Annotated in this window: 28 protein-coding genes; 23 read left to right on the top strand and 5 right to left on the bottom strand. The window is 66.7% G+C overall.

Translation table 11 applies throughout. The annotated features are described in order from the left end of the window. Positions 1–109 precede the first annotated feature (109 nt). Entirely contained in the window at positions 110–1,075 is a 966-nt protein-coding gene (gene manA, locus B5F85_RS04435) for a mannose-6-phosphate isomerase, class I (RefSeq protein ID WP_204204630.1), read from the top strand. Positions 1,076–1,488: 413 nt separating this feature from the next. Here manA and mscL read toward each other — a convergent pair whose 3' ends face one another. The 3 genes from mscL to B5F85_RS04420 form a co-directional block, all read right to left on the bottom strand. Further along, positions 1,489–1,968, bottom strand: a complete 480-nt coding sequence (gene mscL, locus B5F85_RS04430; RefSeq protein WP_087314775.1) for a large conductance mechanosensitive channel protein MscL — start codon at positions 1,966–1,968, stop codon at positions 1,489–1,491. A 77-nt stretch (positions 1,969–2,045) separates the two neighbouring features. After that, positions 2,046–2,519: a D-aminoacyl-tRNA deacylase gene (gene dtd / locus B5F85_RS04425; protein WP_087314773.1), complete on the bottom strand. Its 474-nt coding sequence runs from the start codon at positions 2,517–2,519 to the stop codon at positions 2,046–2,048. Between the two features lie 62 nt (positions 2,520–2,581). Beyond that, entirely contained in the window at positions 2,582–4,210 is a 1,629-nt protein-coding gene (locus B5F85_RS04420; RefSeq protein WP_087314772.1) for a carboxypeptidase M32, read from the bottom strand. A 175-nt stretch (positions 4,211–4,385) separates the two neighbouring features. Between B5F85_RS04420 and B5F85_RS04415 the strand changes: the two genes are divergently transcribed. Both B5F85_RS04415 and B5F85_RS04410 read left to right on the top strand, forming a co-directional pair. Beyond that, positions 4,386–5,339: an ROK family protein gene (locus tag B5F85_RS04415; RefSeq protein ID WP_087314770.1), complete on the top strand. Its 954-nt coding sequence runs from the start codon at positions 4,386–4,388 to the stop codon at positions 5,337–5,339. Positions 5,340–5,502: 163 nt separating this feature from the next. Next, positions 5,503–5,961 (top strand): PTS sugar transporter subunit IIA, encoded by a 459-nt coding sequence (locus B5F85_RS04410; RefSeq protein WP_087314768.1) that lies wholly within the window; start codon positions 5,503–5,505, stop codon positions 5,959–5,961. A 225-nt stretch (positions 5,962–6,186) separates the two neighbouring features. Here B5F85_RS04410 and B5F85_RS04405 read toward each other — a convergent pair whose 3' ends face one another. Next, a complete protein-coding gene (locus B5F85_RS04405; protein WP_087314766.1) occupies positions 6,187–7,038 on the bottom strand; it encodes a class II fructose-bisphosphate aldolase in 852 nt (283 codons plus the stop codon). A 299-nt stretch (positions 7,039–7,337) separates the two neighbouring features. Between B5F85_RS04405 and B5F85_RS04400 the strand changes: the two genes are divergently transcribed. From B5F85_RS04400 to B5F85_RS04365, 8 genes are all read left to right on the top strand, one after another. Further along, on the top strand, positions 7,338–8,105 hold the full coding sequence (locus tag B5F85_RS04400) for a DeoR/GlpR family DNA-binding transcription regulator (RefSeq protein WP_087314764.1): 768 nt from the start codon (positions 7,338–7,340) through the stop codon (positions 8,103–8,105). 41 nt (positions 8,106–8,146) lie between these two features. After that, complete coding sequence (locus B5F85_RS04395; RefSeq protein ID WP_087314762.1) at positions 8,147–8,962, top strand: HAD family hydrolase; 816 nt, start codon at positions 8,147–8,149, stop codon at positions 8,960–8,962. A gap of 185 nt (positions 8,963–9,147) precedes the next feature. Continuing rightward, a complete protein-coding gene (locus B5F85_RS04390) occupies positions 9,148–9,870 on the top strand; it encodes a response regulator transcription factor (RefSeq protein WP_087314760.1) in 723 nt (240 codons plus the stop codon). A gap of 46 nt (positions 9,871–9,916) precedes the next feature. After that, positions 9,917–10,144: a DUF6290 family protein gene (locus tag B5F85_RS04385; protein ID WP_087314758.1), complete on the top strand. Its 228-nt coding sequence runs from the start codon at positions 9,917–9,919 to the stop codon at positions 10,142–10,144. Continuing rightward, positions 10,141–10,428, top strand: coding sequence for a type II toxin-antitoxin system RelE/ParE family toxin (locus B5F85_RS04380; protein WP_087314756.1), 288 nt, complete (start codon positions 10,141–10,143; stop codon positions 10,426–10,428). The genes B5F85_RS04385 and B5F85_RS04380 overlap by 4 nt, the downstream gene beginning before the upstream one ends. A 114-nt stretch (positions 10,429–10,542) precedes the next feature. Continuing rightward, complete coding sequence (locus B5F85_RS04375; RefSeq protein WP_087314754.1) at positions 10,543–11,538, top strand: ABC transporter ATP-binding protein; 996 nt, start codon at positions 10,543–10,545, stop codon at positions 11,536–11,538. Further along, positions 11,535–12,317, top strand: coding sequence for a hypothetical protein (locus tag B5F85_RS04370; protein ID WP_087314752.1), 783 nt, complete (start codon positions 11,535–11,537; stop codon positions 12,315–12,317). Before B5F85_RS04375 ends, B5F85_RS04370 begins: the two co-directional genes overlap by 4 nt. Then, positions 12,317–13,186 carry a HAMP domain-containing sensor histidine kinase gene (locus tag B5F85_RS04365; protein WP_087314750.1) on the top strand — a complete coding sequence of 290 codons (870 nt, stop codon included), beginning with the start codon at positions 12,317–12,319 and terminating at the stop codon, positions 13,184–13,186. The genes B5F85_RS04370 and B5F85_RS04365 overlap by 1 nt, the downstream gene beginning before the upstream one ends. A gap of 283 nt (positions 13,187–13,469) precedes the next feature. Here the strand turns inward: B5F85_RS04365 and B5F85_RS04360 are convergent, their stop codons facing one another. Beyond that, positions 13,470–14,405 (bottom strand): 1-phosphofructokinase family hexose kinase, encoded by a 936-nt coding sequence (locus B5F85_RS04360; RefSeq protein WP_087314748.1) that lies wholly within the window; start codon positions 14,403–14,405, stop codon positions 13,470–13,472. 425 nt (positions 14,406–14,830) lie between these two features. Here B5F85_RS04360 and B5F85_RS04355 point away from each other — a divergent pair, with 425 nt between their 5' ends. From B5F85_RS04355 to B5F85_RS10650, 12 genes are all read left to right on the top strand, one after another. Next, on the top strand, positions 14,831–16,636 hold the full coding sequence (locus B5F85_RS04355; RefSeq protein ID WP_087314745.1) for a beta-galactosidase: 1,806 nt from the start codon (positions 14,831–14,833) through the stop codon (positions 16,634–16,636). 1 nt (position 16,637) lies between these two features. After that, entirely contained in the window at positions 16,638–17,102 is a 465-nt protein-coding gene (locus tag B5F85_RS04350) for a PTS sugar transporter subunit IIB (RefSeq protein WP_087314744.1), read from the top strand. Positions 17,103–17,203: 101 nt separating this feature from the next. Further along, positions 17,204–18,091, top strand: coding sequence for a PTS sugar transporter subunit IIC (locus tag B5F85_RS04345; protein ID WP_087314742.1), 888 nt, complete (start codon positions 17,204–17,206; stop codon positions 18,089–18,091). Further along, a complete protein-coding gene (locus B5F85_RS04340; protein WP_087314740.1) occupies positions 18,072–18,902 on the top strand; it encodes a PTS system mannose/fructose/sorbose family transporter subunit IID in 831 nt (276 codons plus the stop codon). Before B5F85_RS04345 ends, B5F85_RS04340 begins: the two co-directional genes overlap by 20 nt. 152 nt (positions 18,903–19,054) lie before the next feature. Next, a complete protein-coding gene (locus tag B5F85_RS04335; RefSeq protein ID WP_087314738.1) occupies positions 19,055–19,678 on the top strand; it encodes a hypothetical protein in 624 nt (207 codons plus the stop codon). A gap of 66 nt (positions 19,679–19,744) precedes the next feature. Next, positions 19,745–20,170 (top strand): PTS sugar transporter subunit IIA, encoded by a 426-nt coding sequence (locus B5F85_RS04330; RefSeq protein ID WP_087314736.1) that lies wholly within the window; start codon positions 19,745–19,747, stop codon positions 20,168–20,170. Positions 20,171–20,222: 52 nt separating this feature from the next. Continuing rightward, the gene (locus tag B5F85_RS04325) at positions 20,223–20,948 is read left to right on the top strand and encodes a GntR family transcriptional regulator (RefSeq protein ID WP_087314734.1); all 726 of its coding nucleotides are present in this window, start codon (positions 20,223–20,225) and stop codon (positions 20,946–20,948) included. A 62-nt stretch (positions 20,949–21,010) separates the two neighbouring features. Further along, the gene (locus B5F85_RS04320; protein ID WP_087314732.1) at positions 21,011–22,177 is read left to right on the top strand and encodes an SIS domain-containing protein; all 1,167 of its coding nucleotides are present in this window, start codon (positions 21,011–21,013) and stop codon (positions 22,175–22,177) included. A gap of 101 nt (positions 22,178–22,278) precedes the next feature. Beyond that, positions 22,279–23,445 carry an N-acetylglucosamine-6-phosphate deacetylase gene (gene nagA / locus B5F85_RS04315; RefSeq protein ID WP_087314729.1) on the top strand — a complete coding sequence of 389 codons (1,167 nt, stop codon included), beginning with the start codon at positions 22,279–22,281 and terminating at the stop codon, positions 23,443–23,445. Between the two features lie 12 nt (positions 23,446–23,457). Beyond that, positions 23,458–24,171: an SIS domain-containing protein gene (locus B5F85_RS04310; protein ID WP_087314727.1), complete on the top strand. Its 714-nt coding sequence runs from the start codon at positions 23,458–23,460 to the stop codon at positions 24,169–24,171. 153 nt (positions 24,172–24,324) lie between these two features. Next, positions 24,325–25,113: a sulfite exporter TauE/SafE family protein gene (locus tag B5F85_RS04305; RefSeq protein ID WP_087314725.1), complete on the top strand. Its 789-nt coding sequence runs from the start codon at positions 24,325–24,327 to the stop codon at positions 25,111–25,113. A gap of 120 nt (positions 25,114–25,233) precedes the next feature. Next, positions 25,234–26,532, top strand: coding sequence for a hypothetical protein (locus B5F85_RS10650; protein WP_087314723.1), 1,299 nt, complete (start codon positions 25,234–25,236; stop codon positions 26,530–26,532). Positions 26,533–26,752 lie beyond the last annotated feature (220 nt).

Raw genomic sequence — 26,752 nt, 5'->3', positions numbered from 1 at the left:
ACAAACTAACCTGACGCCAGTGTCACATGAGCGCCAAGCCCGGCACCAACCTCCTGCCCGACGGGGTAAGATGACATCGTCTGAACCATCCTTTGAGCAGGAGGAAAGCATGTCCGACATCACGCGCGACCTCATCTTCCCGACGCCCATCTTCCACGGGAAGATCTGGGGCGGCCGCAAGCTCGAGACCGAGTTTGGCTACGAGATTCCCGACGGCCCGATCGGCGAGTGCTGGGCCATCAGCGCGCACCCCAACGGCGACTGCGTCGTGGCCGGCGGCGCGTGGGACGGCAAGCACCTCTCCGAGCTCTGGGACGAGCATCGCGAGCTCTTCGGCGACGTCGAGGGCGACCGCTTCCCGCTGCTGGTCAAGATCATCGACGCCAAGGACAACCTCTCCGTGCAGGTGCACCCGGACGACGCCTACGCCGCCGAGCACGAGAACGGCAGCCTGGGCAAGCGCGAGTGCTGGTACGTGCTCGCCGTGGACCCGGGCACCAAGATCGTGATCGGGCAGCGCGCGCACGACCGCGCCGAGCTCGCTGCCATGATCGAGGAGGGGCGCTGGGACGACATGCTCAACCTCGTGCCGTGCCGCGCGGGCGACTTCTTCCCCATCGAGCCGGGCACCGTCCACGCCATCCAGGGTGGCACGCTGATTCTGGAGACGCAGCAGTCCTCCGACGTCACGTATCGCGTCTACGACTACGATCGCGTTGGTGATGACGGCAAGCCGCGTGAGCTGCACATCCAGCAGAGCCTCGACGTGGTGGACTACGGCATGGAGGCGCCCGCGTCCGGTGAGGTCACCGCGCCCGAGGTCGACGGCGTGACCGAGCTGATGGAGTGCCCCAACTTCGTCGTGGATCGCGTGCGCGTGAGCGGGGGGAAGGCGGTGGAGCAGCCGTATCCGTTCATGTGCGTGAGCGTGATCGAGGGCTCCGGAACCGTATGCGCTGCCGAGGCGGGCGTCGAGCACGAGATTGGTCTGGGTACGCACTTCCTCGCGCCTGCCGGCTGCGGCACGCTCACGTTTGCCGGCGACATGACGCTCGTGACCTCGCGCCTTCCGTAGCTCTATGCTGGCCCGCCCGCTTTAGGGCAGCATGGTGTTTCGAGTCTTGTGAAGCGGCCCGGGCATGGTTGCCCGGGCCGCGTTCTTCTTAAGTGTGCAAAAGTGCCCTTCAATCCATTTTTCCCGGTCCGCTCATACAAAATCGTGCTCCAAGACATGGAGAAATGGCTCATTTTGGCCGGCGAAATAAAAATATAAAAATTGATATGAAGCTGACCTGCGGGTTTTCTCGGAGGAAGGTCCCGGACGCTTGATGGGCCCCAGAAATCCGATGGATTGAGGGCGGGTTTTGCATGCGGGTACCGGGCGATATGGACTGAAGGACAGGATTGCACGGAAAACTTGGAGCTACCTATAGAAAAGCGCCGCCCGGCGCGGTGCCGGGCGGCGCTAACGTGCAATGAGAGGGGAGCCTAGGCCTCGATCTTCTCGCCGCAGTGCGGGCAGCGGGTGGCGCCGGCCTTGACCTCCTCGAGGCAGTACGGGCAGTGCGGGGCCGCGGCCTCCTCGGCAGCCTCCTCGTCGGCCTCCTTCTTGGCGAGGGCGTCCATGCGCTCGCGCATGGTGTTGAGGCCCTTGACCATGCAGAAGACCACGAAGGCGATGATCAGGAAGTTGATGATGGCGGAGATGAAGGCACCGAGGTCGATGTACTGATCGGTGGTGCCGGGAACGAGCCAGCGCAGGCTGTTGATGGCCTCGGTGGCGCCGTCGGCCGCGCCGCCGGTAGCGGTGCTGGAGACGGTGGTCACGAGCGTGATCAGCGGCTGGATGACGTTGGTCACGAGCGAGTTGACGATTGCGGTGAACGCGCCACCGACGATGATACCAACGGCCATGTCCATGACGTTGCCGCGGGCGATGAACTCCTTGAACTCATCGACGATCTTCATGCGAGAGCCTTTCTATCAGCAAGTTTGACGTGCAGCCCACCGAGTCTATCATCAGGCCCCGACCTGCGCCGCGCGCGTCAACCCCTGGCTGAGCCCCAGCCCAGTTCGTCGGTGTCGAGAAGGACGGTGAAGGGCCCGTCGTTGACCAGGCTCACGCGCATGTCCGCGCCAAAGACTCCGCGGCCCACGCGCCCTGGGCCCAGCTCCGCCTCGGCGAGGTCGCAGAACCGGTCGTAGAGGCGCTCGGCGAGATCGGGACCGGCCGCTCCGGTGAATGACGGCCGGTTGCCGCGGCGAGCGTCGGCGTAGAGCGTGAACTGGCTCACCACGAGCACGCTGCCACCAGTGTCAAGCAGCGAGCGGTTGGTCTTTCCGGCGTCGTCCGCGCAGATGCGCAGCGCGGACACCTTGCGCCAGAGGCGTTCCGCCAGGGCCTCGTCGTCGCGGGGCGCCACGCCCAGCAGAATCAGGTAGCCGGCGCCGCAGCTGCCCGTCACGACGCCGTCCACCTCGACCGACGCCTGTTCCACGCGTTGTATGAGCGCTCTCATCCGCGGCCCCTCCGCTGGGAAACCTGTCCCAAAACGTCTGAACGAAAAAACACGTCCCCAATTTACAGGCGGTAGATGGTGGAGAACTTCTCGGTCAGGTAGTCGGTGTAGTAGGTGGCCGAGAAGGGTTCGCCGCACGCCGCCTCGATGAGCTCGCCGGAGTCCTTGGCGCGGCCCCAGTGCCAGATGTTGTCGCGCAGCCAGGAGCGGATGGGCGCGAGGTCGCCCGAGGCGCAGACCGCCTCGAAGTCTATGCCGCCGCGGATCATCGCCGCCTTGAGCTGAGCGCCAAAGGCCGACCCCAGCGCGTAGGTGGGGAAGTAGCCGAAGGAGCCGTCGGACCAGTGGGTGTCCTGCAGAGCTCCGCGCGCGTCGTCCGGGACGGTGACGCCTAGGTACTCGCGGTACTTCTCGGCCCAGAGGCGCGGCACGTCGGCCGCGGTGGCCTCGCCGGAGAAGAGGAGCTGCTCGATCTCGTAGCGCACGAGGACGTGCAGCGGGTAGGTGAGCTCGTCGGCCTCGGTGCGGACCAGACCCGGCTCGGCGCAGTTCTCCGCAAGGTAGAGCTGGTGAGCCGTCACGCGGGCAAACTGCCCCGGGAAGTGGCGGCGCAGCACGGCCAGCAGCGTGGGCGCATAGGCCTCGGAGCGGCCCACGAGGTTCTCGAAGAAGCGGCTCTGTGCCTCGTGCATGCCCATCGAGGTGCCCTCGGCGAGCGAGGTGCCCGCGTAGGCGGCATCGACGTTTTGCTCGTAGAGGGCGTGCCCGCCCTCGTGGAGGATGGAGAAGACGTTGGAGAGCACGTTGTCGGGGTAGGCGTGGCCGGTCACGATGACAAAGTCGCGCGAGAGCCCGCAGGTGAAGGGGTGCTCGGTTCGCCCGATCCAGAGGGCCCCCTCGTCGAGGCCCTCGAGACGTGCGAGGTCTCCCGCGAGCCGCCACTGGCGCTCCACGTCGAAGGTGCCCTCCACGCAGGCGTGGCTCGGCTTGTGGCGGCTGGCCATGCAGTCGGCGAGCAGCGGGACCACGCAGTCTTTCACCTGCGAGAAGAACCGGTCGTAGAAGGCGCGGTCGGTGCCCCACTCGTACTCATTGAGCCAGACGTCGTACGGGTCCTTCTCGGCGTCCTTGAACTCGGCCATGCGCCGAAGCGACGCCACGATGCGGTCGACGTAGGGCTCGAACGACGCCCAGTCGTTGGCGGCCTTGGCGCGGCGCCAGACGTCGTTGGCCTCGACGGTGAGACGGCTGAAGGCGGCCTGCTCCTCGGCGGGCACGTCCACGAGGGAGGCACGGTCGCGCTTGAGGATCTTGACCTGCGCCATGCGGGTCTCGCCGATGAGCTCGGGCTCCTGCTCCAGGCGACCGAGCAGCGGCGCCACGGCAGGGTCACAGAGCGCGCGCACGGACAGCTCCTGCAGCTGTGCCATGGCCTCGCCGCGCTGGGCGGTGGCCTTGGGCGGGTCGATCACGGGGCCGAGCCCGCCGATCTCGCCCATGGCGTAGCGCAGCGAGAAGAGCGTGCGCTCGAGGGCGTCGAGCGCCTCCATGTCTGCGCGGGGGTTGGAGAGCGCGGCGTTGATCTCGCCGCGGTTGGTCGAGGGGATCGTGACCCCCTGCGCGACGGCATCTGCGGCGGGCTGCGTCTTGGGGTCGGCTGTGGGCTGCGTGGTGGGGTTCGTCTCTGCCATGGGTGCTCCTCGCTGCTCTGGGTGACGTGCGTGAGGGTGACGCACCCTCAGTGTACCCGTCCGCCGACGCCCGGACCCGCCCGCGCAGAAGATGGTCACAGAGCTTCTGCGGGTGGCTATCATCGGGGATACGTTTGGCCGCGGGAGTCCCCGCACGGCAAGGGAGGAACAAGACATGGATATGGTGCTGGGCATCGACGTCGGCGGGACGAGCATCAAGGCGGGACTGTTCACGCCCGAGGGAGAGCTGCTCGAGGAGCGCAAGATCCCGACGCCCGCGCTCGTGGACGCCGTGGCATACGCCACCGTGACCGAGGGCCTGGGCAAGGTCCTCGCCGCCCACGACGCCACCGCCGCCGACGTCATCGCCTGCGGCCTGGACATCCCCGGTCCCGTGGCCGATGACGGCACCGTGGGTCTTCTCGCCAACATCAAGCTCGACCCCGAGGGCTTTGTCGGCGCGCTCTCCGCGGAGTTCCCCAACGCGAGCATCGCCTTCGTCAACGACGCCAATGCGGCGGCGCTCGGCGAGATGTGGGCCGGCGTGGCGCAGGGCGTCTCCAGCTACGTGCTCATCGCGCTGGGCACGGGCGTCGGCGCCGGCGTGGTCGTGGGCGGCAGGCTCATCGCCGGCTCCTTTGGCGCGGGCGGCGAGATCGGCCACATCACGCTCAACCGCGACGAGACGCGCACGTGCGGCTGCGGCCGGCGCGGCTGCCTCGAGCAGTACGCCTCGGCGCAGGGCATCGTGCGCCTCTACCTCGAGGAGTGCGAGCGTCGCGGCGTGACGCCGGTGCACGTGGAGCACGCCACCGACACGCTCTCCGTCTTCCGCGCGCTCGCGGGCGGCGACGAGTGCGCCCAGCTCGCCGTGGACAAGATGTGCGACTATCTGGCCCTGGCCATGTCGCAGATCTCCTGCATCGTGGACCCCGAGATGTACCTCATCGGCGGCGGCGTGGCGGGTGCCTTTGCCACCTTCGCCCCCGAGCTGCGCAAGAAGTTCGCGGAGTACGCGCTCAAGCCGTGCAAGGAGGCACGCATCGAGGCGGCGAGCCTCGGAAACCAGGCGGCCATGTACGGCTGCGCCTACGAGGCCTTGCGCCTGCGTCGCGAGGCCAGGGGATAGTCCGGGCTGTCCCGCGCCTTCGTCGCCGACGCGCTCACGTGAGCCCCGAATGTGCCCGCGCGGGGAGGATGACGCCGATGTCCTCGTCCTCCCCGCGCGGTGCTACCATGTATCTGTTACGAATAGGCACGGGCGGCGAACGCCGCCGGGCAGGGGGGTAGAGATGAGCGAGTTCGTTCCCGCATCCAACGTTGTTCTCGGCCAGAGCGCCGCTTCCGTCGACGAGGCGCTCAGGCTGCTGGCCGCCAAGGCCGTCGAGCTGGGCCTCTCCGATGACGCCGAGGGCGTCTACGGGGCGTACAAGGCCCGCGAGGTCGAGGGCACCACGGGCATGACGGGCGGCTTCGCCATCCCCCACGCCAAGAGCGACGCCATCAAGGCGGCGGGCATGATCGTCGTCAAGTTCACCGAGGGCATCGAGTGGCCCTCCATGGACAATGCGCCCGTCACCTGCGCCATCTCCATCCTGACGCCCGCCGCCGAGGCCGGCACCACGCATCTGCGGCTGCTCTCCAAGGTGGCCGCCCTGCTCATGGACGACGGCTTCCGCGCGAACGTCCAGGCGTTCGACGATGCCGAGAAGATCGCCGAGCTCGTCAACTCCGGCCTCGCCGAGGCGTAGCGTTTTGACAATGTCGTCAGGTTAAAATGTCAACGGACCCGCGCCGCGCGCGTCGGGGCCCGTTTTATGTGACGCGGGCAGGTTCTTCTCGCTCGACGTCCTTGTCCTCACGGGAGTACGAGGACGGGCTCCGTGGGCCCTATAAACACAGGAAGGCCCCGGTTGCTGCGCCCTCACGGGGACGGCAACCGGGGCCAAAGCTGCGTGGTCGGGGCGGTGCCTGTCTTATGCCCTGTTGACGGAGCCGAGGTTGGTCATGCGGACCTTGACGAGGTCGGTGATCTCCTGCATGCCGGGCTTGTTGGGCTTCTTGGGGTCAAAGGCGCCGGGGTTCTCGGCCATGTAGCCCATGAAGCCGCGCATGAAGGCCTGGCGCAGCTCGGTGGCGTAGTTGACCTTGCAGATGCCGTTCTTGATGGCCTCGGCGACCTGGTCGTCGGGCACGCCGGAGGTGCCGTGGAGCACGAGCGGCACGTCCACGACGGAGCGGATGGCCTTCACGACGCTCTGCTCGATGTGCGGGGTCTCGGTGTAGACGCCGTGCGCGGTGCCCACGCCGATGGCGAGCGACGTGCAGCCGGTGCGCTCGACGAACTCGCGGGCCTCCTCGGGGTCGGTGTAGGGGCTCTCGCCCTCGACGGCCGGGCCGTCGTCCTCCTTGCCGCCGACCTTGCCGAGCTCGGCCTCGACGGGGATGCCCAGCGGCTTGGCGACCTTGGTCACGGAGGAGGTGAGGGCGATGTTGTCCTCGAAGGTGTCGTGGGAGCCGTCGATCATGACGGAGGTGTAGCCGGCCTTCATGGCCTGGACCGCGCGGTCGAAGCCGTCGCCGTGGTCGAGGTGGATGGCCACGGGCACGCTCGCCTGCTCGGCGGCGACGCGGCACATGGCGGCAAAGTAGTCGAGGTTGGCGTACTTCACGGTGCCGGGCGTGGTCTGCATGATGACGGGGGAGCGCAGCTCCTCGGCGGCCTTCACGACGGCCATGACGAACTCGAGGCTCTCGACGTTGAACGCGCCGACGGCGTAGTGGCCGGCCTGGGCGTCGAGCAGCATTTCCTTCGTGGTGACGAGCATCGAAACTCCCTTCCTCGGAGCGGCTGATACCGCCATTGTAGGCGGCCCGCGCGCGTGCGGGGCCCGGCGCGCCCGCCGAGCGGCGCGGGGAAGGGAAAGCAAAGGCAGCGCTGGCGTTCTTCTCGCCCTCCGCTGGGCGGCCAAGCCCCGCCGCCGCCCGATGCGCTTTCCAAAACGAAAGCAAAGACAATGTGATAGATTGCCGGTAAGGCAAGAAAAGGAAACACAATTCGCACACAAACGCAGCCGGCGGGTGCGTAGCCGGCGGGCGAGAACAGCGTCGAGAAGGGCGGGCGAGCATGGCAATGTCATCAGAGGAGCGGCGCGCGGCGATTCTCTCCATGCTCGACCGCGCGACGTCCGTGCAGGTCAAGCAGCTCGCGGAGGCCTTTGGCGTGTCCCGCGTGACGGCGCGCGCCGACCTCGACGCCCTCGAGCGCGACGGCAAGCTGCGCCGCACGCACGGCGGCGCCGTCTCGCTCTCCAAGACGCTCACGGTCTCGGTGCAGGACCGGCGCGTGAACGTGAACGTGGAGGCCAAGCAGGCCATCGCGCGGCTGGCGGCTCCCTTCGTGGAGGACGGGGACGCGGTGCTCGTGGACTCGGGCACCACGGCGCTCGAGCTTGTCCGCGCCATCTCGGGACGGACGGGGGTGACCATCGTGACCGACGACTTCACGATCGCCGACTACGTCGACCGCTCCGCGCCCTCCCTCGACGTCATCATGCTCGGAGGCAGCCTGCGCAAGGGGCACCGCTACACCGCGGGCCCGCTCGCCATGCGCACGCTCGAGATGCTCCACCCGGACAAGGCCTTCGTCACGCCAACGTCCTACGTGCCCGGTCGCGGCCTCATGACCAACAACCAGGACATGGCCGAGCTCAAGCGCGCGTACCTGGGCTGCGCCTCTCGGACGTTCGTCCTCATGGACCAGAGCAAGGTCGGCGCTGCCGGACTCCTGTGGTTTGGGACGCTCGAGCGCGTCGAGGCCGTGATCATGGACGCGGACCCGGAGGGCGTGGTGGGCGCGGACGCGGCCGAGCTGGGCTGCCGCGTCATATACTGAGTGCGCCCCATGCGCGGGGCACAAGGCGAAGGGAGAAGAACGTGGCCGTGAAGCTCATCCTCACCGACATTGACGGGACCATCCTGCCGCGCGGTCGGCGCCAGGTCTCGGAGCGCACCGTCGCCGCCTTCCACGCGGCGATCGACGCCGGCCTCTGGGTGGGCGCCGCGAGCGGACGCGGCTACTCGTGGATCCCGGACTTCTTTGGCGGGGACGCGGCCTGCTGCTCCACGGCGCTCGCGACCAACGGCATGCAGGTCTACCTGGGCGGCGAGAAGGTCATGGAGCAGTCGCTCGCGTCCGACGCCCTCGAGCAGCTGCGCGCCATCGTCGCCGCCACGCCGGGCGCCGGGCTGGTCTGCTTTGACGACGCGACCCCGCTTCTGGTGGAGGGCGAGCTCGAGGTGCTGGCAGCGCACTTCCCGGCCTATGCCGAGCGCTGCCGCGTGACACGTGAGCTGCCGGACTTTCCCGTGGTGAAGGCCAACGTCTTCACCGGCGCGGGCGAGGCGGCCATGGCCGAGCTCGTCGCACGGCTGGGTGCCGAGGTCGTGGCGTTTGACGTGGACCGGGCCATGCCCACGTACTCCAACATCATGCCGTGCGGCTGGAACAAGGGCACCGCGGTGGCGTGGCTGGCCGAGCGTCTGGGCGTGGGCCTCGACGACGTCGTGGTCTTCGGTGACGCGGACAACGACCTGCCGATGTTCGCCGCCGTGAAGAACTCCGTGGCGGTGGCGGGCGCCGCGCCGGAGGCGGCCGAGGCGGCGCGCTGGCACATCGGTGCCTGCGAGGACGACGCGGTGGCCGCCTCAATCGAGGCGCTCGCGGCGGGAGAGTGGCCGTTTACGCGCTGAGGGGCGCCCGTCCCTGAGGGTATGTACAGTGCGCATATCGGGTATGTACAGTCGACTTTGAGGTTCTTCTCGCAAAGCCGCAGGTCAGAGACGCGGGCGAGAAGTGCTGGTGGGCCGGAAAGTGTACATACCCTGAGCGGGCGGTGTACATACCCTCACGGCGGGGTCGGGGCTATACTGGCTCCATGAATACGCTCGCCAACAGCCCCCACGCCCTCGTGGTCGAGGACGACGCCGCGCTCTCCGAGGTGGTCTGCACCTTTCTCGGGGACGAGGGCTACGCGTGCGTGCCGGCCTTCTCCGGCACGGAGGCCCTGCTTGCGGCAGAGCGCGCCGCCGAGAAGAACCGGCCCTTCGACCTCGTGATCTTGGACCTCATGCTGCCCGGCGTCCCCGGCGAGGAGCTCATCGGGCGCCTTCGCGCTGCCGGCGTTGCCGCTCCCGTAATCGTGACCTCGGCGAAGTCCGCCGTGACGGACCGCGTGGCGCTCCTTCGCCTGGGCGCGAGCGACTACCTCGTCAAGCCCTTCGACCTCGACGAGCTGCTCGCGCGCGTGGAGGTGCAGCTGCGCGGCCGCGGGCGAGAAGAGCGCGCGGGCGTCGTAGCGCGCTTTGGCCGCTGGGAGCTCGACTCCGCCGCCCGCACGTTTGCCGTGGACGGCGCTCCGCTGCGCCTCACGCGCACCGAGTTTGACATCCTCGCCGCCATGATGGCCGAGCCCGGCCGCGTCTTCACCAAGCGCGCCCTCTTTGAGCTGGTTGCGGGCGAGGAGGCCCTCACTGAGGAGCGCACCATCGCCACGCACGTGAGCAACCTGCGCGCCAAGCTTCGCGCGTCCGGCACCGACGCCTACCTCCAGACCGTCTGGGGCATCGGCTTCAAGCTCGAGACGACTTCTAGCCAGTAAGTGGGTATACTATTCGTACTACAGCGTAGTACGAAAGGGGCAGACCATGGCAATGGGGGCGACGGCGATTCGTTTTGCGCCTGAGGAGAAGTCTTGGATTCAGGCATACGCCGACTTCGTGGGGAGCACGTTTTCCGATGTGGTGAGGGAGGCGGCCCTCGAGAAGGTCGAGGAGGCTGCGGACAAGCTTGCCTATGACGAGGCGATTCGTTCAGATGACGGTATCCGCTACAGCATGGAGGAGGTCATGAGGATGGCCGCCGATGCTGAGTGAGCTACGAGGTCGAGTGGACGAGACGAGCTGCCAAGGAGCTGCTTTCCATTGAAAGGAAGCAGCGCTCGATGGTTGTCAGGTGGGTTGAGACAAACCTCGTGGGCTGCGATAACCCCAAGGCCATTCCCGGATCAAAGCAGATCCAGGGAACGGAGTCGGGTTGGCGCTATCGCGTGGGGTCATATCGCATACTTGCCAGCATCCATGAGGACAGGCTGCTTATTGAGGTCGTGCGCGTGGGACATAGACAGGGGGTCTACGGGAACCTTCCGAAGAGCCTGTAGGGTTGGCGCGCTTTCCCGTTGCCACGCGCGCATCTTGTCAAAGTCTTGTAGGTCTCTGGAGCGTTTGCCGACACCTTCCGGGTAGGCTGAAAGCAGCAAGGGAAGGGGGACACCATGAACGCCATCGAGACGAGCAGCCTCTCCAAGTCCTTCTCGCGCGGCCGCGTGCGCGCGGTGTGCGACGTGAGCCTCGCCGTGCCTGCCGGCTCCGTCTTTGGAATCGTGGGCAAGAACGGCGCGGGCAAGTCCACCCTGCTCAAGCTCGTCGCGGGCTTCATGCGACAGGACGCGGGCACCGTGAGCGTCCTTGACAGGCAGCTGCGCCCGTGCGAGTCCGACCCGCGCGTCGGCGTGCTCATAGAGGCGCCCGCGGTCTACGGCCGGCTCGATGCCTTCGAGAACCTTATGAACCGCGCCCTGGTGCTCGGCCTGCCCGACCCACAGAAGGCGTGCCGAGAAGTGCTTGCGGCTGTGGGCCTGGACGAGCGAACGGGCGGCGACGGCAAGCGCCGTGCGCTCTGGCCGCGCGGTTCCTACGTGGATGACCTCTCCGCGGGCCAGCGCCAGCGCCTCGGCGTGGCCCTCGCGCTGCTCGGCTCGCCCGAGGTGCTGCTGCTCGACGAGCCGCTCAACGGCATCGACCCCACGGGGGCTTCCGAGCTGCGCGACCTTCTAATCCGCCTCAACCGCGAGCGCGGCGTGACGATCGTCATCAGCTCGCACATCCTGACGCACCTCGAGCGCATGTGCACGCACTACGGCATCATGCGCGACGGCGCCCTCATGCGCCAGCTCACCTCCGACGAGCTCGCCGACGCCTGCGCCACCTACCTCACGCTGCGCGTCGACGCCCCGGAGCGCACGGTGGCCGTGCTCGCCGAGGAGCTGCCGGGCCTCACGGTGCGCGTGCTGCCGGACGGCGCCCTGCGCGTGACGGCGCCGGGCGGCGGCGAGCCGGACCGCACGGTGCTGGCGCAGGTGCTCCTGGCCGCGGGCATCGCCGTGACGGAGCTCGCCGTGAGCGCGCCTGACGTGGAGGCCGAGCTCGTGCGCATCATCGACGGAAAGGCGGGCACCGCCGGACGCCGCACGTCAAAGAAGGGCAGGTGAGCACCATGACCAACCTGAGAAACCAGCTTCGCGCCGCGCTCTACCTCGCCTCGCGCGACGCCTACGTGAAGGGGGCCTTTGTGCTGCCGGCACTGCGGGCCCTTGCGACTCTCCTCACGACCTTGCTCACCCCGCAGAATGCCGACATGCATCTGGTCATATCGTTTGAGTCGTCGCTCCTCTCGCTTGTCAATACGGGAGCCATCTTTGGCACGTGCTTCGCTGTGACCGGCATCACGGTTCATGACCTGTCGTCGGACGGGCTGCGGGCCTCGATTGCCACAGAGCGAGGAAGGGCCGACTACGTGGCTACGCGGATGATTCTTGCGCTCATGCTTTCGATGGTGCTCACGGCTTGGACGGTTCTGCTGGGGCTCATCCTGCTGCTCGCGCCCGGCGCACAGCTCGAGGGGATGCCGCTGGGCGAGCTTGTGTTGCGCGTGCTCGCCAGCATGCTCGTGGGATGGACGTACGCCGCCTTTGGCCTGCTGCTCCTGTGGCTCTCCCGGCGCTCGCGCGGCTTTGGGACGACGCTGCTCATCTCGATCATGCTCGCAGGTGGCCTGCTCAACTTGGCGCTTCTCGTGCCCATGGCGGTGGCGATTCCGTTTTCCCAGGAGCTCGCCTACGACCTGGCCCAGCTGCTGATGCCGCTTCAGCCGGCGGCGCTGCTCAGCATGAACGCGACGCTTGACCTGGGTCCTGTCGTGACGTGCGTCGTCTGCATCGCGGCGTTCTGGGTCATCTCCCACAGGCTCATGTCCCGTGTGAGCCTGTGATGAAGAGGGACAGCCCCTTTTCGTCACGCCGGGCCCGCGACCGCGACCTCGCGCGGCTGGCGGAGCTGCTGGACCGCGCCGCCGTGGCTCCCGCGCTCCGTGCGCGTCTGGAGTCCGCCGACCCTGCCGTCGCCGAGCTCGCCCGCGCGGTCGACTGCCACCTGGACGCAGACCTCGAGCGCGACCTCGAGCGCCGCCGCGCCGATGAGCGCTTCCGCGAGCAGCTCGCCGCGCTCTCCCACGACATCCGCACCCCGCTCGCCGGGGCCCAGGGCTACCTGCAGCTCGCCCAGCGCGCGACGGACCCGGAGCGCGCCGCCCGCTACCTCGAGGGTGCCGAGAAGCGCCTCGCTGCCATGCGCGTGCTCGTGGACGACCTCTTCACCTACGCCCGCGCCGCGGACCCGTCTTGGGAGCCGGAGCTTGTCGCCTGCGACCTCGCTGATGCCGCGGCGGATGCGCTCGCCGCCCGCTATGGGGTCTTCGCGGTGCGCGGCTGGGAGCCCGACGTGCGGCTCGGCGAGACCGCGCCCGTGCTCGCTGCGCCCGACGGCCTCGCGCGTGTGATCGCCAACCTGCTGGAGAACGCCCTCGTCCACGGCTCGGGCGCGCCGTGCGTGCGCGTCGAGGGCACGACGCTCACGGTCGAGAACCCCGTTGCGCCCGCCGACGCCGCCCGGCTCGACCCCGCGCGCCTCACGGAGCGCTTCTACCAAGGAGACCCCGCGCGCAACTCCGGCGGCACCGGCCTTGGTCTCGCGGTCGCCCGCGCGCTCGCGGTGTCGATGGGCGGGTCGCTCACGGTGGACGTCACGGCCGGCGAGCGCCCGTCCTTCTCGGCCCGCCTTGAACTGCGTCCGGCCCCGTAGCCGCTGCCCATCACTCATCATCCCCGCCGCCATCGAGGGTATGTACGCCGCGCATACCGGGTATGTACATCGTCCGAGTTCGGACTATCAGCGTTTCCCCAGGTAGATGAGCTGTCGAGAAGAACGAGCATTCCGGAAAGGTGTACATACCCTCAAGAGGCGGTGTACATACCCTGCAGCAAAAGGCGCCCGGCCTTCCTCTGGCGCAGTTCCGCAGCCGCGCTCTTTGCGGCGAGGACTGTCTGGGCACAGGGGAGGGCCGGGGCGCCGCCAGGTTCGGAGGCTACGCGACCTTCTCGACGCTCGTGCCGGTGCGCAGCTCGTCGGCCACGGCCATGTCGAAGTGGCCGGTCGAGGGCGTGAGGCAGTTGGCGCTCGCGCAGGCCATCGCAAACGCGAGCTGGTCCTTAACTGCCATGCCGCGCTCCATGGCGACGGCGAAGGCGCCGACCATCGTGTCGCCCGAGCCCACGGGGTTGACCACCTCGATCCGCGGCGCGCGCCCGCGGAAGACGCCCTCGGAGCAGGCCATGACCGATCCGTTGCCGCCCAGCGACACCACGACCTTCTCGATGCCGTAGGTCTCGTGCACCTCGCGCGCCGCGGCGTAGATCTCGTCGATGGACTCCGGCTTGCGGCCCAGGATCGCCTGGATCTCGTCGGTGTTGGGCTTGATCATCGCGGGACGGGCGGCCAGGCTGCCCACGAGCAGCTTGCCCGAGGTGTCCAGGATCGCCGGCTTGCCCGCCGCGCGCACGACCTCCACCAGCTCGCGGTAGATGTCGTCGCTGCAGCCTGCCGGCACGGAGCCGTTGAAGGTCACCACGTCGGCGCGTGCCGCCACCTCGGCGACCTTCGTGCGCACGGCAGACACCTCGTCCGCGCTCACGGCGCGGCCGGGCTCCAGGAACTCCGTCGAGCGGCCGTTTGGCTCGAGCACGTTCACGCAGCAGCGCGTCTCGGCCGCCACGTGCACGAAGTCGTGCTCGATGCCGTCGGCGTCCAGAAGCTCGCAGAGAAGCCGGCCGTTGTTGCCGCCCACAAATCCCGTGGCCACGATCTTCTCGCCGCAGGTCGCGACCGCGCGGGCGGCGTTCAGCCCTTTGCCGCCGGCGTTGTCGATGCAGGTCTGCACGCGCATCACCGTGCCGTCCACGAGCGGGCAGGCAAGCTGGTAGGCCTTGTCGATGGAGGTGTTGAGCGTGACGGTGGAGATCATGGCGGCTCCTTTGCCAGCGGTATGTGACAGATATCCCGGAGGTGTCTGTCCCATCTGACAGATACCCCGGAGGCGTCTGTCCCATCATATCTTTCTGGGCGGGCGTGGCGCACGGCGCCGTCCGGGGGCGGGACGAGTGGTCTGCCGAAATAAGTACCACTGGTATTACTGATACAGTTGTTACTACCAGTTCTTTCTATCAACTAGCTGGTGTTTATTCGAAAAGTGGTGACTAATACCACTTCTGAACTGCGAAAACAGAAAACTCCACTCACGGGACAAAACCGACCGTTCACACGTCTCTTCATAATTTCACAACAAACATGTCGAGAACGTGTATAGTGGCTACCATGCGCGACCAGCGACCGACGACGCGCGGAACGACGCTTTAACGATTAACCAGCGGTCCGGACGTGAGGAGTGAGATGCACACTTTCGAGATCAAGGACCAGTTCCTGCTCGACGGCAAGCCCTTCACGATTCTCTCTGGCTCGATTCACTACTTCCGCGTTCACCCGTCGGACTGGCGCCACTCCCTCTACAACCTCAAGGCGATGGGCTTCAACACCGTCGAGACCTACGTGCCGTGGAACCTCCACGAGCCGCGTCCCGGCGAGTTCGACTTCGAGGGCATCTGCGACCTGGCCCGCTTCCTCGACGAGGCGACCGAGCTGGGCCTGTGGATCATCGTCCGCCCGTCGCCGTTCATCTGCGCCGAGTGGGAGTGGGGAGGCCTGCCCGCCTGGCTGCTCGCAGACCACGCCCTGCGTCCGCGCTCGCGCGACCCCAAGTTCCTCGCCCGCGTCGCTGCCTACTATGACGCGCTCATGCCCATTTTGGTCGAGCGTCAGGTTACGCGCGGTGGCAACATCCTCATGATGCAGGTGGAGAACGAGTACGGCTCCTACTGCGAGGACAAGGAGTACCTGCGCGGCATCCGCGACCTCATGCTCGACCGCGGGGTAGACGTCCCCCTGTGCACCTCCGACGGTCCGTGGCGCGGATGCCTGCGCGCAGGCACGCTCATCGACGACGACGTCTTCGTCACCGGCAACTTTGGCTCCCGCGCGGCCGAGAACTTTGCCAACCTCAAGGCCTTCCACGAGGAGCACGGCAAGAGTTGGCCGCTCATGTGCATGGAGTTCTGGGACGGCTGGTTCAACCGCTGGGGCGAGAACGTCATCACGCGCGACGCCCAGGACCTGGCTGACTCCGTGCGCGAGCTTCTGGAGCTCGGCGGGTCCATCAACCTGTACATGTTCCACGGCGGCACCAACTTTGGCTTCATGAACGGCTGCTCCGCCCGCCACACCCACGACCTTCACCAGGTCACCTCCTACGACTACGACGCCCCTCTGAACGAGGAGGGCAACCCCACCGAGAAGTGGTACAAGCTGCGCGACGTCGTGCGCGACCTCTTCCCGGACAACTGGACCGCAGAGCCGCTGATCAAGTCCGCGGTAAACGTCCCGGCCGAGAAGATCGAGCTCAAGGCGCGCACCGGTCTCTTCGAGAACCTCGGCTGCCTCGACCCCGAGCCCGTCCGCTCGCTCTACCCGCAGACGATGGAGGACATGGGCCAGTCCTACGGCTACGTCCTCTACCGCACGCAGATCGAGCGCGACACGACCGAGCCCGAGCGCATCCGCGTGGTGGACGGCCGCGACCGCGCGCAGGTCTACGTCAACGGCGCGCTCGTGGCCACCCAGTACCAGGAGCACATCGGCGAGGACATCCGCTACGCCCTTCCTGCCGAGAAGAACCAGCTCGACGTCCTCGTGGAGAACATGGGCCGCGTGAACTACGGCCACAAGTTCCTGGCGGACACCCAGCGCAAGGGCATCCGCACCGGCGTATGCGCCGACCTGCACTTCATCCTCGGCTGGGAGGCCTTCCGCCTGCCGCTCGAGGACGTCTCCAAGCTTGACTACACCGCCGGCTGGGCCGAGGGGACGCCGTCCTTCTCGCGCTTCGAGTTCTCGCTCGACGAGCCGGCAGACACCTATATAGACACTACGGGCTTTGGCAAGGGCGTCGCGTTTGTCAACGGGGTCAACGTGGGCAGGTACTGGGAGATCGGTCCCATCGCCACCCTCTACGTCCCCCACGGCATCACGCGCGCCGGCGTCAACGAGCTCGTGCTGTTTGAGACCGAGGGTCACGTGAGCGACGCCATCTCCCTACGTTCGACGCCCCTCATCAACCACCTCGAGAAAGAAGGAGTTGAGTAGCATGATCGTTGGAGCACGTGTTGACTTCCGCCTCATCCACGGCCAGGTCGGCAACCTCTGGGCCAACGCCCGCCAGGTCAGCCGCTTCATGGTCGTCGATGACCAGGTCGCCGAGGACGCCACGCAGAAGCAGGTCCTGCGCATGGCCACCCCCGCCACCTGCAAGCTCTCCGTCCTGCCCGTCGAGAAGGCCGCGGCCAACATCCTCGCCGGCAAGTATGACGCCCAGCGTCTGTTCATCGTCGTCAAGAAGCCCGAGGTCTACGTCAAGCTCGCCAAGGCCGGCGTGAAGTTCGACGAGATCATCCTCGGCAACATCACCTCGATGAACATCGTCAAGACCTACAACCGCAACATCAACTGTGGCCAGGACGACGTCGACGCCCTGAACGAGCTCGCCTCCATGGGCATTCCCATGGTCATCCAGCTCACCCCGCAGAACAGCCCGGAGACCTTCAAGCCCTAGGCTGCGGCGAGCAAGGCGCTACGCGGTGAGGGGAGATGCACCGCAGCGATATAGCGTGAAACGTACGATACGTTCGAGTTGTTAGAAGGAGGAAAAGAACCATGATTCAGTGGTGGCAGATTCTTCTGCTCACGCTCTACGCGGGCTTCCAGATCATGGACGAGCTGCACTGGTACTCCAGCGCCGGCTCCGCCGTGTTCTCTGGCTTCTTCACGGGCCTCGTGATGGGCGACATGGCAACTGGTCTTTTCATCGGTGGTAGCATGCAGCTCACCATCCTCGGTGTTGGCACTTTCGGCGGCGCTTCCCGCATCGACGCCAACTCCGGCACCCTGATCGCCACGGCCTTCGCCGTGAGCTCCGGCATGGACCCGGAGCAGGCCCTCGCCGCCCTCGGCGTGCCCGTGGCCGCGATCCTCGTCTACACCGACATTCTCGGTCGTATGGCCAACACCTTCTGGGGTCACGCCTGCGACGCTGACGTCGAGAAGATGAACTGGGGCGCCTACAACGTTCACTACTGGATGGGCGCTGTCTCCTGGTGCCTCTCCCGTATGATCCCGGTCTTCCTCGCCCTCGCCTTCGGCCAGGGTCTGGTTGACGCCATCACCGGCGCCCTCAACGGCGACCTCGCCTGGCTCGGCACCGGCCTCACCGTCGCCGGTGGCATGCTGCCGGCCGTCGGCTTCGCCATCCTGCTCCGTTACCTGCCCGTCAAGAAGCACGTTGCCTACCTCATCCTCGGCTTCGTGATCGCTGCCCTCCTCGGCACCGCCTTCTCGAGCATCCAGACCATCGGCGGCGACGTCGCCACGGTCGCTGGTGCTACCGAGACCGCCATCACCGGTGGCAGCTTCAAGGGTCTGTCGATGCTGACCGTTGCTCTCATCGGCTTCGCTCTTGCCTACATCTACTACCAGCAGCACCAGACCGGCGCCGTCGCGGCTGTCTCTGCTGGCGTGGAGGGAGATGACGACGATGAGCTCTAAGACCACTGGCTACAAGCTCACGAAGGCTGACCTTCGTCAGATCAACATCCGTAACCTCGTCGGCTTCCAGGCTGGCTGGAACTACGAGCGTATGCAGCACTCTGGCTACCTGTGGATCATCCTTCCGCAGCTCCGCAAGATCTATGGGGACAACACCGAGGCCCTGAAGACCGCCTGCCGCACCCAGTGCTCGCCGTTCTTCAACACCTCCAACTTCCTCAACACGATCATCACGGGCATCGACCTCGCCATCGAGGAGACCGAGGGCGTCGAGGGTCTCGAGACCGTCGCTTCCCTGAAGACCGGCCTCATGGGCCCGCTCGCCTCCATCGGCGACTCCATCTTTGGCTCGCTGCTCCCGACGATCTTCGGCGCCCTGGCCGCCAACATGGCCATGGAGGGCAACCCGCTCGGCATCTTCATCTGGATCGCCTCCTGCGTGGTTGTCGACTGGTTCCGCTGCAAGCAGACCTACATCGCCTACGATCAGGGCATGAAGCTCGTCACCACCATGTCCGACAAGCTCAACGCCATCACCGACGCCGCCACCGTCATGGGCGTCTTCATGGTCGGCGCGCTTGTCTCCACCAACGTGGGCATCGTCCTCACGATCAACCCGAACATCGGTGGCGTTCCGCTGAACGTTCAGGACATTCTGAACAACATCTGCCCCAAGCTCGTCCCCGCCGCGCTCGTCGGCTTCGTGTACTGGCTGCTTGGCCGCAAGGGCATGACCTCCACCAAGGCGATCTTCATCGTCCTGGTCATCGGCATCGTCTTTGGCGCCCTCAACCTCGTCGCGAAGGGCTAAGGCACCTCTTGGTCCCGCGGAGCCCGGTTCCCCGGGTTCCGCGGGACCTGACTGCTACGTTCGAGCGGGCGCGCATCTCACGGCTCCAGACCTCACGGTCTTTGCCCTATCTCCCGAGATGCGCGCCCGTTCTTCTCTAGAAAGGCAATTTCGTGCATCCTGGCGTCATCGCATTCATCGTCCTCGTCGTTGCCTACTTTGCCGCCTCCGAGGGCTTTCGTCACTACTATGAGGCCAAGTACCAGGGCTTCTTTGAGACGGGACACTACAAGGAGGCCATCGAGGCCCTGAACAAGATACCCGCGCGCGTGACGCTGACCACCTATCGCCAGTACTACCTGCGCTTTCTGTGCTACCAGGCCATGGACGACGAGGAGATGGCCACCCGCATGATCGAGCTTCTCGTGCGCATGAGAAACTCGGCCAAGCGCCAGGCCCAGACCGTCGTCGTGGCGTTCAACTACTTCACCCAGCTGGGCAACAAGGAGCGTTGCAAGGAGCTTCTCGCCCAGCTCAAGACGTGCAAGGCGGCCGAAAAGGCCGTCATCCAGGACTGCCAGCTCACCTACGACATCGTCTTCTCCAAGAAGCACGGCTACATCGACCAGATGGAGCAGCTGCTCAAGAAGGAGAAGAACCCGGCCCTGCAGGGCAAGCTCTGCTTCCTTTTGTGGAAGCAGTACGCCAACAAGGGCGACAAGACGCACGCGAAGCAGTACAAGCGCCGCTTCGACGAGCTCACCAAGACGAACACGAACCAGCAGGCGGTCGCTTAGGCCGCGTTGCCGTACGCATAGGGGAGTCCAGGGGCATACCGCCCTCGACACGAAGGAGGACCAGACATGATCGGCTTTATCCTCACCGGGCACGGGCATTTCTCGACCGGCCTCAAGAGCGCGCTTGACATGATCGCGGGCCCGCAGTCCGCCTTTGAGATCGTCCCGTTTGAGGAGGAGGGCGCCGGCACCTACGGCGACAAGCTCCGCGAGGCCGTCAAGGCCATGCGCGCCGAGACCGACGGCGTCCTCATCTTCTGCGACCTCATGGGCGGCACCCCGTTCAACCAGTCCATGATGATCACCGCCGAGCAGGACAACGTCTCCGTCGTCGCCGGTACCAACCTGCCTATGCTCATTGACATTGTGATGTCGCGCACCGAGGACTCCGCGATCGCCGACCTCGTGTCCGAGGCCGTCGAGGTTGGCAAGGAGGGCGTCTGCCACATGGAGCTCGGCGCCGGCGCGGCCGATGACGACGAGGACGAGTAGCGGGCACTTCTCGGCATAGAAGACGAGTCGAGATAGCGAGGGGAGGCGAAACGTGGCACGAGCAAGCAAGCAGCCGCTCTATGACCAGCTGGTTGACATTCTCACCGAGAAGATCAACCAGGAGTATCGTCCGGGAGACCTGATGCCCTCCGAGCGTGAGCTCTCCGAGCGCTACGGGCTCTCGCGCACCACGGTGCGCCTTGCCCTGCAGGAGCTCGAGCGCCTGGGGATGGTCGTGCGCAAGCATGGGCGGGGGACCTTCGTCGCGGATCAGTCCGCCCAGGTCACCAACCTCATGCAGGCGTACAGCTTCACCGACCAGATGAAGGCGGCCGGACGCGTCCCCGAGACCACAATCCTCGAGTTCTCGGAGATCGACGCCGACAAGAACCTCGCGCAGCACATGGGCGTGCGCCTGGGCGACCGCCTCTTCAAGCTCAAGCGCCTGCGCTCCGCCGACGGCATCCCCATGATGGTGGAGCGGAGCTTCCTGCCCGTGCGCAAGTTCTTGACCCTCAAGCGGCCGCTGCTCGACAGCATGCCGCTCTACGAGATCGTCGAGAACGTCTACCACGAGAAGATCCGAGTGGCAGAGGAGGAGTTCTTCGCGAGCGTGGCGCGTCCGGGCGAGGCGCACCTGCTCGACATCCCCGAGAACGCCCCCGTGCTCGAGCTCGCCCGCACCACCTACAATATCGCCAACGAGATCATCGAGTACACCCTCTCGGTGGCCCGCGCGGACCAGTTCAAGTACAAGGTCCTGCACCAGCGCATGTAGCGACGAAATGGGGCGTCCCGTTTCGTTGACTTCCGCACCCTGTTCGAAGAAAGGAACCGCCAATGTTTGAGAAGAGCGTGAAGGAGCTTAAGGCCCTGGGCGCCGACATCACCACGGCAGAGATCGCCCAGCAGCCCGAGCTCTGGGTCGACACCCTCAAGATCTACGAGGACAACCTCGACGCCATCGAGGCGTTTCTCGCCAGCGCCCGCGCCATGGGCGAGGGCCGACTGTCCGTCGTCTTCACCGGCGCCGGCACCTCCGACTACGTGGGCGACACCGTGGGCCCGTACCTGCGTCACGCCGGCGACGTCTCGCTCTATGACTTCAAGCCCGTCGCCACGACCGACATCGTCTCCGCGCCGCGCGACTTCCTGAACCCGGACGAGCCCACGCTGCTCGTCTCCTTCGCGCGCTCCGGCAACAGCCCCGAGTCCCTCGCCGCCGTGCAGGTGGCCAAGAAGTTCGTGAGAAACGTCAAGTTCCTCAACATCACCTGCGCCCCCGAGGGCAAGCTCGCCGTCGAGTCGGCGGACGACCCCGACGCCCTGACGCTGCTCATCCCGCGCGCCAACGACAAGGGCTTTGCCATGACCGGCTCCTACAGCTGCATGACGCTGCTCACCACGCTCGTCTTTGACGCGGCCTCCCTCGAGCAGAAGCGCGCCTGGGTCGAGCAGGCCGCCAAGATGGGCGAGGCCGTCGTCGCGCGCGAGGGCGAGGTCGCAGCCTTCCTCGCCGGCGACTTCAACCGCGTGACCTACCTGGGCTCCGGTTCCTTCGTGGGCCTCGCCCAGGAGAGCCAGCTCAAGATCCTCGAGCTTGCCCACGGCCTCGTGGCCACCTCCTGGGACAGCTCGATGGGCTACCGTCACGGGCCCAAGTCCTTCGTGGACGACAAGACCCTCGTCTTTGTCTTCATGAACAACGACGCCTACACCCGCCAGTATGACCTCGACATCCTGAACGAGATCAACGGCGACCAGATCGCGCAGAAGACCATCGCCGTCCAGCAGGACGTGGCGCCGGCCTTCGAGGGCGAGTCGTTCACCTTCGACGGCTACGATGCGCTGCCCGAGGCCTACCTCGCGCTGCCGTTCGTGATGGTCGCGCAGACGGTCTCGCTGCTCAACTCCGTGCGCGTGGGCAACACCCCCGACACGCCGAGTCCCACCGGCACCGTCAACCGCGTCGTCAAGGGCGTCACGATCCACGAGTTCGAGGCGTAAGGTCGCACAGGCTCTCCGAGCTCGTCATAGGCACATTCGGCGCCCGCCTGCATGACCCTGCGGGCGGGCGTCTCCGCAAACAATTGTCGTAAGGAGCAGACATGGACACCTTTGCCATCAAGGCCGACCGCTTCGTGCTTCCGGGAACCACGATGCGGGGCGGCTACCTCACCGTGACCGACGGGAAGTTCGGTATGTGGTCCGCCGACGCCCCCGACTGCGAGATTCGTGACTTCACGGGCTGCATCGTGGGCCCGGGCCTCGTGGACACGCACATCCACGGCTTCTATAACCACGCCACCACCGACCGCGAGGCCGCCGGCATCAACGCCTCGAGCGTCGAGCTCGCCCGTCGCGGCACCACCTGCTGGCTGCCCACGACCTTCACCGAGTCCGTCGACCAGATCGCCGACTCCTGCGCCGCCATCGCCGAGGCCGACGAGTCCCGTGGCGAGGACTTCGTGGGCGCGCGCATCGGCGGCATCTACCTCGAGGGCCCCTTCTTCACGATGAAGCACGTGGGCGCCCAGAACCCGGTCTACCTCATCGACCCGAGCGTCGAGACCTTTGACCTGTGGCAGGAGAAGGCCGGCGGCCGCATCGTGAAGAGCGCGCTTGCCGCCGAGAAGGACGGCGCGTGCGAGTACTGCGCCGCCCTCGACGAGCGCGACGTCGTGACCTCCATCGGCCACTCCGACGCCACCTACGACGAGGCCCTCGCCGCTGTCAACGCCGGCGCAAGCTGCTTCGTGCACACCTACAACGGTCAGCGCGGCCTGCATCACCGCGACCCGGGCGTCGTGGGCGCCGCGATGACCACCAACGGCACCTATGCCGAGATCATCTGCGACGGCCGTCACGTCGTTCCCGGCGCCGTCAAGGCGCTCGTCGACGCCAAGGGCTGGGACCACACGGTCCTGATCACCGATTGCCTGGGTTGTGGCGGCATGCCCGAGGGCGAGTATATGTCCGGCGGCCTGCCCGTGGTCATGAAGGGCGGCCTGTGCTACCTCCTCAACGAGGACGGGACCACGGGCTCGATCGCGGGCTCGGTGCTCACGCTCGCCGAGGGCGTCAAGAACATGGTGGATTGGCAGATCGTGACCGCCGAGCAGGCCATCCGCATGGCCTCCGAGGTTGCCGCCCGCTCCGCTCACATTGAGGAGCGCTTTGGCTTCATCAAGCCCGGCCGTGACGCCGACCTCACGATCTTCAACGCCGACATGACCCTCGCCGCCGCCTTTGTGGGCGGCGTCGAGGTCAAGTAGGGGAGGGTGACGATGGGCGATTCCGCGGCGCGCTTCAAAGCCGAGGTTCTGCGGCGTCTTGACACCGTCCTCGACGGTCAGGAGGAGGCCCTGCACCAGGCCGCGACCATCTTTGCCAACACCATCGAGCGCGGCGGCATCATCCGCGCCTTCGGCTCCGGACACAGCCACGCCAACGCGCTCGAGATCTGCGGGCGCGCGGGCGGCTACATCCAGACCAAGGTGGTCCGCGAGCCTGCCTGGGGCATCTACGAGATGATCGACGGCGTGGGCGACCAGTTCTGGCTCAAGCTCGACCTGCGTCCCGAGGACTGCCTCGTGGTGATCTCCAACTCCGGTCGCAACCCGCTGCCCATCGAGCTCGCCCAGCACGCGCAGGAGGCGGGCGTGCCCGTCATCGCCGTGACGGCGCTCGAGGTCTCGCGCGCGGGCACCTCGCGCGCCAAGTCCGGCAAGCTCCTCTATCAGTGCGCCGACGTGGTCCTGGACAACAAGTCCTCCTTCGGCGACGCGGCGCTTTCGATCGAGGGCATCCCCACCAAGGTGGGCGGCACCTCGCTCTATACGGGCTGCCTGCTGCTGGACTGCGCCGTCATGGAGTCGCTCGACATCCTGCTCGAGCGCGGCGTGCAGCCGCCGCTCTTTATGAGCGCCAACGTGGACGGCGGCCCGGAGTTCAACCAGCGCCTGCTCGACCAGTTCAAGGAGCGCCTGGCTGAGTACTAGGCGGCGATCGCGCGTTCTTGTCGCTCGCGGGCCCCGGTTGCTATCCTCTAGGGAGGACGACAACCGGGGCCGTCCGCCGCTACAGGCCGTCCGGGCAGCCGTCACTGCCCCCGCGCAGGGCCAGTGACCCATGAGGAAGAAAGGTCGTCAACCATGCAAGTGCTCGTTCTTCTCGTCAGCTTCTTTGCCTGCACGGTGGGCGCCATCTGCGGCATCGGCGGCGGCATCATCATCAAGCCGGTGCTCGACGCCACGGGCGTGGCGGACGTGGCCACGATCAACTTCCTCTCGGGCTGCACGGTCCTCTCGATGACGCTCTACTCCGTCCTCAAGGCCAAGCTCTCGGGCACCTCCACGATCGACCCCAAGACCGACACCCCGCTTGCGATCGGCGCCGCGGTGGGCGGCCTTGCCGGCAAGGAGCTCTTCTCCATCGTGGCAGGGCTCTTCCCCGACCCCAACACCGCCGGCGCGGTCCAGGCGGGGCTCCTCCTGCTCATCACGCTGGGGACGCTCGTCTATACCATCTACAAGGAGAAGATCCCCACCCTTAACGTTACGTCCGCCGCGGCGTGCCTGGCTATCGGCTTTGCGCTGGGCGTGTGCTCGTCGTTCCTCGGCATCGGCGGCGGCCCGATCAACCTCGTGGTGCTCTTCTACTTCTTCACCATGGCCACCAAGCGTGCGGCCTCGAGTTCGCTCTACATCATCTTGTTCTCGCAGGCCACGAGCACTGCGAGCTCCATCGTCACCGGGGGCTACGTGGGCGTGGACCTGCTGCTGCTCGCCGCGATGGTGGTCTGCGGCATCCTGGGCGGCATCGTGGGCCGCAAGGTCAACGCCAAGATCGACGACAAGACCGTGGACAAGCTCTTCATGGGTCTCATGGTGCTGATCATCCTCATCAACGCGTACAACATCTGGAAGTTCGCGCTGGCGTAGCGGCACGGGCGAGAAGGACCGCCCTTCCGCCCGCCTAACGCTTTCGTCACGTTGGCTCGTCTCGTCCGGCGACGCCCGCTGCCCGGGTATCATCGCTATAAGGCCCGGACGGAGGTGACCATGCGGCCACGCGTCGACAGACCCAGATCAAGAGGGCGCAGGAGGCGCAGCCTGCTGCTGGTGCTGCTCGTGACCGTTGCCCTGCTTGACAGCGCCACGCTTGCGGGCGCCGCCGTGCTGCACGCGCGCCGGCTCGAGCGCGTCACGGGCGTCAACGCCGTCACGGCGCCTGCCGTCGAGGCCCAGCGCCGCACGGGAGCCTTCACGACGCGGATCGAGTACGCCGCGCTCTTCTCGGCCGAGGGGCACCGCGTGAGCTCCGAGGTTGCCTGGGACGATGACTGGTTCTTCCAGGACGCCACCGCCTACAACCCCGAGCTCGCGCACACCTGTGCCGTGCTCTCGGCCGTCGCCAACGCCGAGAGCTCCTACTATCAGCAGGGTTCGACCGCGCCCGCCTACGCCGAGCAAGCCTTTGCGGAGCTAGGCTTCGACGAGGTGTGCACGGCCTCCTACCGCTACCGCAGCGAGGTGCTCGACGAGGTGCTGGGCATGCTCGACGGCACGGACGTGGTGGCCTACACCCTGGCGACCAAGCGCGTCCGCTCGTCCGAGACGGGCGCCGAGAAGCAGCTCTGCGTGGTCGTGGTGCGTGGCTCCTACGGATCCGAGTGGCTCTCCAACATCAAGATCGAGAGCGCCGAGGGCGACCCCGACCACCTGGGGTTCACGCTCGCCGCAGAGGAGATCGTGGCGGACCTCGAGGAGCGCGCGGCCAAGAGCGACCCGGGCGTCGAGCGCACCTATCTCTTCTGCGGTCACAGCCGGGGCGGCGCGGTGGCCAACCTGCTCGCGAGCTACGCTGACACGGTGGGCGCTCTCGCCACGGCAAAAGACGTTCGAGCCTATACCTTTGCGACGCCCAACTGCACCTCGTCGGATGACGCGCGCGAGGCGGCCTACGACAACATCTTCAACGTGCTCAATCCGTCAGACCTTGTGCCGGAGCTGCCGCTGGCAAGCTGGGGCTACGAGCGCTACGGTCGCGACGTGTGGCTGCCCGGCGAGGGCGACGCGTCCTTCTCGGAGCTCGAGGGGGCGATGGGGCAGTCCTACCTCGCGTCCATGGGGACCGAGAGCCCCGCGGAGGCGGGCGACCGCGCGGTGGTGGAGCGCTTCGCGGAGAGCATCGGCGAGCGCGCGGAGAGCTTCGACGAGCTCGTCTCGCCCGCGGGACTCGTCGAGCTGGCCGGGGCGGTCGTCCAGATCGACGTCGTCCACCTGCTCGCGAACCACTATCCCAACACCTACATCGCCTGGCTCGACGCGCTGCGCGCAGAGATGTGTGCTACCATGTGACGCTAGGCGATGACGGAGAGGTCTGGGCGTCGCGTTGCCAGCGGACAAGAGATGGGGGTCACCGGCTGAGAGCCCCCTCCAAGGCAGAGGCCCGGAGTTCACTCCACCAGCCGCGACCTGAACATGACGAGAGGGGACGGCCCCTTCTCATCGTCAGTAGGGAAGCCGGGAGCCCCACGGCACGGGGCGCAAACGAGAGGGCGCTCGGGAGAGAAAACCC

Origin of the sequence: Olsenella sp. An293 (assembly GCF_002159495.1) — a bacterium.
GTDB lineage: Bacteria > Actinomycetota > Coriobacteriia > Coriobacteriales > Atopobiaceae > Thermophilibacter.
This window is presented reverse-complemented; position numbering and strand designations above follow the sequence as displayed.

Excerpts from the sequence above, each read along its gene's own strand:
- manA (WP_204204630.1), top strand. The coding sequence starts at position 110 with ATGTCCGACATCACGCGCGACCTCATCTTCCCGACGCCCATCTTCCAC.
- mscL (WP_087314775.1), bottom strand. The coding sequence starts at position 1,968 with ATGAAGATCGTCGATGAGTTCAAGGAGTTCATCGCCCGCGGCAACGTC.
- dtd (WP_087314773.1), bottom strand. The coding sequence starts at position 2,519 with ATGAGAGCGCTCATACAACGCGTGGAACAGGCGTCGGTCGAGGTGGAC.
- B5F85_RS04420 (WP_087314772.1), bottom strand. The coding sequence starts at position 4,210 with ATGGCAGAGACGAACCCCACCACGCAGCCCACAGCCGACCCCAAGACG.
- B5F85_RS04415 (WP_087314770.1), top strand. The coding sequence starts at position 4,386 with ATGGATATGGTGCTGGGCATCGACGTCGGCGGGACGAGCATCAAGGCG.
- B5F85_RS04410 (WP_087314768.1), top strand. The coding sequence starts at position 5,503 with ATGAGCGAGTTCGTTCCCGCATCCAACGTTGTTCTCGGCCAGAGCGCC.
- B5F85_RS04405 (WP_087314766.1), bottom strand. The coding sequence starts at position 7,038 with ATGCTCGTCACCACGAAGGAAATGCTGCTCGACGCCCAGGCCGGCCAC.
- B5F85_RS04400 (WP_087314764.1), top strand. The coding sequence starts at position 7,338 with ATGGCAATGTCATCAGAGGAGCGGCGCGCGGCGATTCTCTCCATGCTC.
- B5F85_RS04390 (WP_087314760.1), top strand. The coding sequence starts at position 9,148 with ATGAATACGCTCGCCAACAGCCCCCACGCCCTCGTGGTCGAGGACGAC.
- B5F85_RS04385 (WP_087314758.1), top strand. The coding sequence starts at position 9,917 with ATGGCAATGGGGGCGACGGCGATTCGTTTTGCGCCTGAGGAGAAGTCT.
- B5F85_RS04375 (WP_087314754.1), top strand. The coding sequence starts at position 10,543 with ATGAACGCCATCGAGACGAGCAGCCTCTCCAAGTCCTTCTCGCGCGGC.
- B5F85_RS04365 (WP_087314750.1), top strand. The coding sequence starts at position 12,317 with ATGAAGAGGGACAGCCCCTTTTCGTCACGCCGGGCCCGCGACCGCGAC.
- B5F85_RS04360 (WP_087314748.1), bottom strand. The coding sequence starts at position 14,405 with ATGATCTCCACCGTCACGCTCAACACCTCCATCGACAAGGCCTACCAG.
- B5F85_RS04355 (WP_087314745.1), top strand. The coding sequence starts at position 14,831 with ATGCACACTTTCGAGATCAAGGACCAGTTCCTGCTCGACGGCAAGCCC.
- B5F85_RS04350 (WP_087314744.1), top strand. The coding sequence starts at position 16,638 with ATGATCGTTGGAGCACGTGTTGACTTCCGCCTCATCCACGGCCAGGTC.
- B5F85_RS04345 (WP_087314742.1), top strand. The coding sequence starts at position 17,204 with ATGATTCAGTGGTGGCAGATTCTTCTGCTCACGCTCTACGCGGGCTTC.
- B5F85_RS04340 (WP_087314740.1), top strand. The coding sequence starts at position 18,072 with ATGACGACGATGAGCTCTAAGACCACTGGCTACAAGCTCACGAAGGCT.
- B5F85_RS04330 (WP_087314736.1), top strand. The coding sequence starts at position 19,745 with ATGATCGGCTTTATCCTCACCGGGCACGGGCATTTCTCGACCGGCCTC.
- B5F85_RS04320 (WP_087314732.1), top strand. The coding sequence starts at position 21,011 with ATGTTTGAGAAGAGCGTGAAGGAGCTTAAGGCCCTGGGCGCCGACATC.
- nagA (WP_087314729.1), top strand. The coding sequence starts at position 22,279 with ATGGACACCTTTGCCATCAAGGCCGACCGCTTCGTGCTTCCGGGAACC.
- B5F85_RS04310 (WP_087314727.1), top strand. The coding sequence starts at position 23,458 with ATGGGCGATTCCGCGGCGCGCTTCAAAGCCGAGGTTCTGCGGCGTCTT.
- B5F85_RS04305 (WP_087314725.1), top strand. The coding sequence starts at position 24,325 with ATGCAAGTGCTCGTTCTTCTCGTCAGCTTCTTTGCCTGCACGGTGGGC.
- B5F85_RS10650 (WP_087314723.1), top strand. The coding sequence starts at position 25,234 with ATGCGGCCACGCGTCGACAGACCCAGATCAAGAGGGCGCAGGAGGCGC.